Here is a 356-nt window from a genome sequence, read left to right on the forward strand (position 1 = left end):
TTTAAAGCAGATGGGACTTTTTTTCATTATTACAAAAAAGATACTGTAGAACGCAGTCATTCAGGTGAATGGACTCGAGAAGACAACAAAATACATATTTTTAACTGGGAAGAATACAGCTACGAATATTTAAAGATTATATCAGGAATGGGTAAGGTCGAATTTGGAACTATTCTTGGCAATCAAATTTTTTGGATAAGAGGTCCGTTTTTAAATAATACTCCTGATGGAAGTAGTTCAGGAAGTTACATAAAAGAAGAAGATGTAGAGAAGGTAAGGAGTGACAGCAAGGAAGAAGAAGAACGCTGGCAGAAATATCTAAAAGATAAAGACACTTTTTATTATCCAAATACAAA

General features: G+C 32.9%; 1 protein-coding gene. It reads left to right on the plus strand.

Translation table 11 applies throughout. The annotated features are described in order from the left end of the window. The coding region (locus tag LPB87_RS20685) for a hypothetical protein (protein WP_230729234.1) at window positions 1-356 on the plus strand (356 nt) is incomplete at both ends.

It is taken from the genome of Flavobacterium sp. EDS (genome assembly GCF_020991525.1).
GTDB lineage: Bacteria > Bacteroidota > Bacteroidia > Flavobacteriales > Flavobacteriaceae > Flavobacterium.